The organism is Bacillus sp. V33-4 (genome assembly GCF_002860225.1).
In the GTDB taxonomy this organism is placed as follows: Bacteria; Bacillota; Bacilli; order Bacillales; family Cytobacillaceae; genus Bacillus_BJ; species Bacillus_BJ canaveralius.
Genome location: NZ_PGVC01000004.1, coordinates 142418 through 148962, shown reverse-complemented (window position 1 = coordinate 148962; position 6545 = coordinate 142418). Strand labels below are relative to the sequence as shown.

At 42.0% G+C, this 6545-nt stretch carries 9 protein-coding genes; all 9 read left to right on the top strand.

Annotated features, from left to right (window positions below; all coding sequences use genetic code 11):
- Positions 1-305: 305 nt before the first annotated feature.
- Positions 306-1244 (top strand): sigma-E processing peptidase SpoIIGA, encoded by a 939-nt coding sequence (gene spoIIGA, locus CVD23_RS02840; RefSeq protein WP_101665128.1) that lies wholly within the window; start codon positions 306-308, stop codon positions 1242-1244.
- Positions 1245-1289: 45 nt separating this feature from the next.
- Positions 1290-2009: an RNA polymerase sporulation sigma factor SigE gene (gene sigE, locus CVD23_RS02835; RefSeq protein WP_101576536.1), complete on the top strand. Its 720-nt coding sequence runs from the start codon at positions 1290-1292 to the stop codon at positions 2007-2009.
- Positions 2010-2168: 159 nt separating this feature from the next.
- Positions 2169-2948 carry an RNA polymerase sporulation sigma factor SigG gene (sigG, locus tag CVD23_RS02830; protein WP_101576537.1) on the top strand — a complete coding sequence of 260 codons (780 nt, stop codon included), beginning with the start codon at positions 2169-2171 and terminating at the stop codon, positions 2946-2948.
- Positions 2949-3065: 117 nt separating this feature from the next.
- Complete coding sequence (locus tag CVD23_RS02825; RefSeq protein WP_101576538.1) at positions 3066-3335, top strand: YlmC/YmxH family sporulation protein; 270 nt, start codon at positions 3066-3068, stop codon at positions 3333-3335.
- A gap of 68 nt (positions 3336-3403) precedes the next feature.
- Positions 3404-4231 (top strand): peptidoglycan editing factor PgeF, encoded by an 828-nt coding sequence (pgeF, locus tag CVD23_RS02820; RefSeq protein WP_101665127.1) that lies wholly within the window; start codon positions 3404-3406, stop codon positions 4229-4231.
- Entirely contained in the window at positions 4232-4936 is a 705-nt protein-coding gene (locus CVD23_RS02815) for a YggS family pyridoxal phosphate-dependent enzyme (protein ID WP_101665126.1), read from the top strand.
- The gene (locus CVD23_RS02810; RefSeq protein WP_101665125.1) at positions 4933-5379 is read left to right on the top strand and encodes a cell division protein SepF; all 447 of its coding nucleotides are present in this window, start codon (positions 4933-4935) and stop codon (positions 5377-5379) included. Before CVD23_RS02815 ends, CVD23_RS02810 begins: the two co-directional genes overlap by 4 nt.
- Before the next feature lie 6 nt (positions 5380-5385).
- A complete protein-coding gene (locus CVD23_RS02805; protein WP_101576542.1) occupies positions 5386-5649 on the top strand; it encodes a YggT family protein in 264 nt (87 codons plus the stop codon).
- Between the two features lie 58 nt (positions 5650-5707).
- Positions 5708-6481: a YlmH family RNA-binding protein gene (locus tag CVD23_RS02800; protein WP_101665124.1), complete on the top strand. Its 774-nt coding sequence runs from the start codon at positions 5708-5710 to the stop codon at positions 6479-6481.
- The last annotated feature ends 64 nt before the right edge of the window (positions 6482-6545 follow it).

The following is a 6545-nucleotide window of genomic DNA, read 5'->3' as shown; positions in this document are numbered from 1 at the left end:
TGACCCGCACGTACGGATCTGTGAGAGGCGCATGAAATTGTTCATGCGCCTACTCTATTTTGTGCCTGGAAAGTACCCGCAAATAAAGAAGAAAGTTGACAAAATCCGAATTGAATAGGGGAAATTTCTTCTCATTTCATTACAGAAAGTGACACACTTCCTAAGAGTAAGTACGCTATACTTTTTCGTAACGGAATTTATAAAAGCAAAAATTGGGTTTTACAATAATGGTAAGCAGCCAGCCTCGTTCTTTACTCATTCAAAGGGAATCGTCTTTCGGTTCTTGCTTTTAAGGAGAGAGGGAAATGACGGTTTATTTAGATGTGATTTGGGCTTTGAACTTTTTGTTTGATAGTTTGCTCATTTGTTTAACTGCAATTATTTTAAAAAGAAGCATCCGTTTTTGGAGGGTTTTCCTGGCCGGGCTCATTGGCTCGCTGATTATTTTGCTGGCAATGACGCCTTTCAGTGCGGTTTCCGGTCACCCGATAACCAAGTTGCTTTTTTCTGTCATGATGGTATTAGCGGCTTTTGGCTACAAAAGGCTTCGCTATTTTTTTTCTGGCCTTGTAACCCTTTATGCAGTGACATTTTTAATTGGAGGCTCATTAATTGGTGCCCATTATTTTATTCAATTTGATTTTGGACTGACAGCAAAGGTGCTTCTGGCACACAGCAAAGGTTTTGGTGATCCAATAAGCTGGTTGTTTGTGTTGATCGGCTTTCCAATCGTCTGGCATTTTTCCAGACGCAGCATTGAAGCAATCGAGGTTGTGAAAATACAGTATGATCAGCTTGTCAATGTATCGATAGCACTGGGCGAGGTCGAGATTTCTGTTAAAGGTTTGATCGACAGCGGGAATCAGCTTTATGACCCACTTTCAAAATGGCCGGTGATGTTGATTTCGATCAAGGATTTACTGCATGAATTACCTGAAGAATTAATCAAGCTGGCCACAAACCATGAAGATATCATTTTAGGAAACGAAATGATTTCCCCTGAATTGGAGAATCGGATGAGGATTATTCCATGTCGCGTGGTTGGCAGGGACCATCAACTCATATTGGCTTTAAAGCCTGACGTGATCAGAATTGAAAAAGATAAAGACTGCTGGGAAACAGAGAAAGGTCTTATTTCATTTACAACCCAGCAACTATCTGCTGATGATGCTTTTCAATGTATCGTCCACCCCAAGCTGTTAACAGGCGTCAAAAAGGATAGGCCGTCTATAAAGGTAAGCTAATAATACTATACTCGGAGAAAAGATATTTTAGAAGGAGGACAACTCATGAAAAATCTGCGACTGCGCTTATCCTACTATTGGTATAAGTTATTAATTAAACTTGGTATTAAAACGGATGAAATATACTATATAGGCGGAAGTGAAGCGTTGCCACCTCCTTTAAACAAAGAAGAAGAGGAACTGCTGTTAAAAAAACTTCCGAAAGGAGACAAAGCTGCACGGTCCATTTTAATCGAGCGCAATCTCCGTCTTGTCGTCTATATTGCCAGGAAATTTGAAAACACTGGTATCAATATTGAAGATTTAATCAGCATCGGCACGATCGGGCTGATCAAAGCTGTCAATACTTTTAATCCCGAAAAGAAAATTAAGTTAGCTACATACGCTTCGCGATGCATTGAAAACGAAATTCTTATGTACTTAAGGAGAAATAACAAAATCCGTTCGGAGGTATCGTTCGATGAACCTTTAAATATCGACTGGGATGGCAATGAATTATTACTGTCAGATGTTCTTGGGACAGACGAGGATATCATTACGAAGGACCTAGAAGCAAACGTGGACCGAAAACTGTTGATTAAAGCTTTGCATCAGCTTAGCGACAGAGAAAAGCAAATTATGGAGTTGCGATTTGGACTGGGAAGCGGTGAAGAAAAGACGCAAAAGGATGTCGCCGACATGTTAGGGATTTCTCAATCATATATTTCGCGACTGGAAAAAAGAATTATCAAAAGATTGCGTAAAGAATTTAATAAAATGGTTTAAAGATAAATTTTTTTTGATAGAAAACTGATGTGAATCTTGAGATCTTAACGTTTTTCCTGCGTAGCCCGCAAATCCTTGCAACTGGACAAGTGCATATTTTTCCTTACCGGGGAGATACTGATTTTTGAACAGCAGCTCCTGCAAGGAGGGAAAAAAGAATTGACTCGAAATAAAGTTGAGATTTGCGGGGTAGATACTTCAAAGCTTCCAGTATTGAAAAACGAAGAAATGAGAGAGCTCTTCAAGCAAATGCATACAGGGGATATATCCGCACGGGAAAAACTCGTCAACGGAAATCTGCGCCTCGTCCTCAGTGTGATTCAAAGATTTAACAACCGGGGCGAATTTGTTGATGACCTGTTCCAGGTCGGCTGTATCGGTCTTATGAAATCAATTGATAATTTTGATCTTAGTCAAAACGTTAAGTTTTCCACCTACGCAGTACCAATGATCATCGGTGAAATCCGCCGCTATTTGCGGGATAATAACCCGATTCGCGTTTCCCGCTCGTTAAGGGATATCGCCTATAAAGCTCTCCAGGTTAGAGAGAGGTTGATGGGTGAAACATCACGGGAACCAACTGCTGAGGAAATCGCCAGGGTATTGGAAGTTCCCCATGAAGAAATTGTTTTTGCGCTTGATGCAATCCAGGATCCTGTTTCTTTATTTGAGCCAATTTACAATGACGGCGGCGATCCGATTTTTGTGATGGACCAGTTGAGTGATGAGCGAAATAAGGATTCACACTGGATAGAGGAAATCGCCTTAAAAGAGGGCATGAGACGCTTGAATGACCGGGAAAAACTCATTTTGAGAAAACGCTTTTTTCAAGGGAAAACGCAAATGGAAGTGGCCGATGAGATCGGAATATCACAGGCGCAAGTGTCGAGGCTCGAAAAAGCGGCTATCAAACAAATGAATAAAAATATTCAACATTAAAAGCTGCCTGCGGGCGGCTTTTCTCATTCTTTCCGCCGTTGCCGTCCCCTGATCTTCTAAAAAGTCGGGCCAGCTCATATATTGATTACAGAAAGTATCGTGGGAGAGTGAGAAAAGATGATAAAAATCTCAGAATTTCAAATAAAAGATGTGGTCAACATAACAGATGGAAAAAGGCTTGGAAATATCGGCGACATTGAAATTAATTTGGAAACGGGCAAAATTGAAGCAGTAATCGTGAGCGGAGCAGGAAAAGTTCTGGGCTTGTTTGGGCGCGATGAGGATATTGTCATAGCGTGGAAAAACATGCTGAAAATTGGCGAGGATGTAATTCTCGTTCGCTATAAGGATACAAGTGAGATAAAATTTAGAGAGGAAGACGAGTAAACTGCTTTTTTTGCTGTGCCCGCTTTTCCTTCTATGGTAAACTATAGAAAAACAGAAGAGGTTTTGTCATGGAGCCATTCACACTTGTTGAGCAAGAATATTTTTTGATCAAAGACTGGGATGAAAAGTTTCCCGGGCTAACCGCAGGATTTACGACAAAAAATACAAGCGGACATAATCAGTCTCAGTTTGGATTGAATTTCGGATTCCATGTCAATGACCATCATGATGCGGTCTGCCAGAGCCGTGAAACACTGTCTGAATTGATCGATTTTCCGTTGGATTATTGGGTCGGTGCAGAGCAAACCCACGAGGTTCACATAAAAAAAGTGTCTAAGGATGACAGGGGCAAAGGGTCAAATTCGTATGATAACGCCTTTAAACAAACGGACGGCTTTTTCACAACAGATGAAGGGATTTTGCTTACACTATGTTTTGCAGATTGTGTTCCCCTTTATTTTATCTCAGCTGATGGCCGGGCTGTCGGTATTGCCCACGCCGGCTGGAAAGGAACCGTAAACGGCATCGCTGAGGAAATGATCCGCGTTTTTGAAAAAGAAGGTATCACGCGCGATAACGTTTCGGTGGTGATTGGACCGTCAATTTGCGAAAATTGTTATATCGTAGATGAGCCCGTTATTAAAATGGTGCAAAACAGACTAGATGATGTCGGGAAAAAAACATATAATACAATAAAAGAGGGCCAATATTCGCTAAATCTTCGCGAGCTGAATAAGCTAATTTTGTTAAACTGCGGATTAAGCGAGGAACAAATCAGGATGACCAGTTTTTGTACCAGCTGTCATCACAGCCAGTTCTTTTCCCACCGCAGAGACCGGGGAAAAACAGGGCGAATGATGAGCTTTATCGGCTGGAAGGAGGCTTTACAGAAATAAATGAGAGTTTCAGCAAAGCTTGACAAAATAAACGGACACATTTTGCAGGCATGCCAGAAAGTAAACCGCAGCCCGGAAGACATCAAAATTATTGCAGTGACTAAATATGTTTCAACTGAAAGGGCCGCCGAGGCAGTTGCGGCAGGTATCAACAATCTCGGTGAAAATCGTGAAGAAGGGCTGCTTGCCAAATGGGAAGTGCTGAAAGATAAACCAGATTGGCATTTTATCGGCACACTGCAATCGAGAAAGGTTAAAAATATCATCGATAAAGTGGCTTACATCCATTCATTGGACAGGCTCTCTCTTGCGCAGGAAATCAATAAAAGAGCTGAAAAAACAATTTTTTGCTTTGTCCAAGTGAACGTTTCCGGGGAACAGTCCAAGCATGGAATCGCGGCTGAACATGCAATCGACTTTATCAAGGAACTGGCACAATTTTCGCATATTGAGGTTACCGGCCTGATGACAATGGCTCCAAACACGGAGGATGAAACCGTTATTCGAAATTGTTTTCGGCGCTTAAAAGAGCTGCAAATAACGATTCAGCGTTTAGAAATGCCCCATGCCCCGTGCAGGGAGCTGTCAATGGGAATGTCAAATGACTATACAATCGCTGTAGAAGAAGGGGCAACGATGGTTCGAATCGGGTCTGCCTTAGTTGGTGAAGAAGACGAACAAGTGCAGGAGGTGCAGAGAAGATGAGCATAAAATCCAAAATAAAAACATTTTTCTTTCTTGAAGATGATTATGACTACAAAGAGGAAGATCTTGCTGAAGAAGAGCTGGAGCCTGTTAAACAGCAAAGGCAGCAGTCCCAGCATTCGCAAAAACAAAATGTCGTCAGCTTGCAAAGCGTACAAAAATCGTCCAAAGTGATATTAGTTGAGCCACGCGTTTATGCGGAGGCACAGGATATTGCCGATCATTTAAAGAACAGGCGGGCCGTTGTCGTCAATCTGCAAAGGATTGATCATGACCAGGCAAAGCGAATTGTTGATTTCTTAAGCGGCACCGTTTATGCTATTGGCGGAGACATCCAGCGTATCGGCATGAATATTTTTCTATGCACACCGGACAATGTTGAAGTGTCCGGTAATATTTCTGAATTCATGCAAGAGCATGATCTTCAAGACTCGAGGTGGTAAAATTTAATGAATACAGTTTTATTGTTTCTACAATCTCTGATTCAAATTTATTCATGGGCATTAATAGTTTACATACTAATGTCCTGGTTTCCAAATGCGCGTGAATCGGCAATCGGGCAATTTCTGGCAAGAATATGCGAGCCGTATTTGGAGCCATTCCGGCGCTTTATTCCGCCACTGGGAATGATTGATATCTCCCCGATTGTGGCGATCCTTGTCTTGCGCCTGGCGACGGGCGGGCTTAACCAAATATTTCATTGGATAGCTTAATTTCTGCTGAAAAAGTTGGAACTGGCCCTTTGTAACCGTATTAGAGGAGTTTTGATTTATGTCGATTTACCAGCATTTCCGTCCGGAAGAGCGGGATTTTATTGATCTTGTTCATCAATGGAAAGACTATGTTGAAAGTACTTACTCAGCAAAACTGACCGATTTTCTGGATCCGCGCGAACAGCAAATTGTCACGACAATTCTTGGTCGGCATGCAGAGTTGCAATTCGGGTTGTTTGGCGGTTCAGAAACAACGGAGAGACAGCGAGCGATTTTTTATCCTGAGTATATGTCAGTTGAACAGGAAGATTTTCAAATTAGCCTTTTTGAGATCGCCTATCCGGCAAAATTTGTTACAATTGAGCACCGCCAAGTTTTAGGAAGCCTGATGTCGCTCGGCTTGAAACGGGGGAAATTCGGCGATATTTTAGTTGATCAGGACCGAGTGCAGTTTTTCGCGGCAAAAGAGATAGCAGATTATGTGAGAAATCAGCTGCAGTCGGTCGGGAAGGCTGCGGTCAGGATCGAAGAGATTCCGCTCGAGCATGCATTGTCCGTTGCGGAAGCATGGTCAGAATTATCCGCAACCATTTCGTCACTTCGATTGGACACAGTTGTTGCCGGTTTATATAATCTTTCCCGCCAAAAAGCACAGCTGTTGATTCAACAGGGCATTGTCAAGGTTAATTGGAGCACGATTGAAAGTACATCGTTTGAGTGCGGTGCGGGAGACATTATTTCGATAAAGGGTTATCGGCGTTGCAAGCTTATTTCGATTGAAGGGAAAACGAAAAAGGATAAATGGAAGATCACTGCAGGAAGGCAAAAATAATTCACGCGTTTAAAAAGGATTTTATAATATCTTGTCGAATATTAGTACATACAGAACATGATTG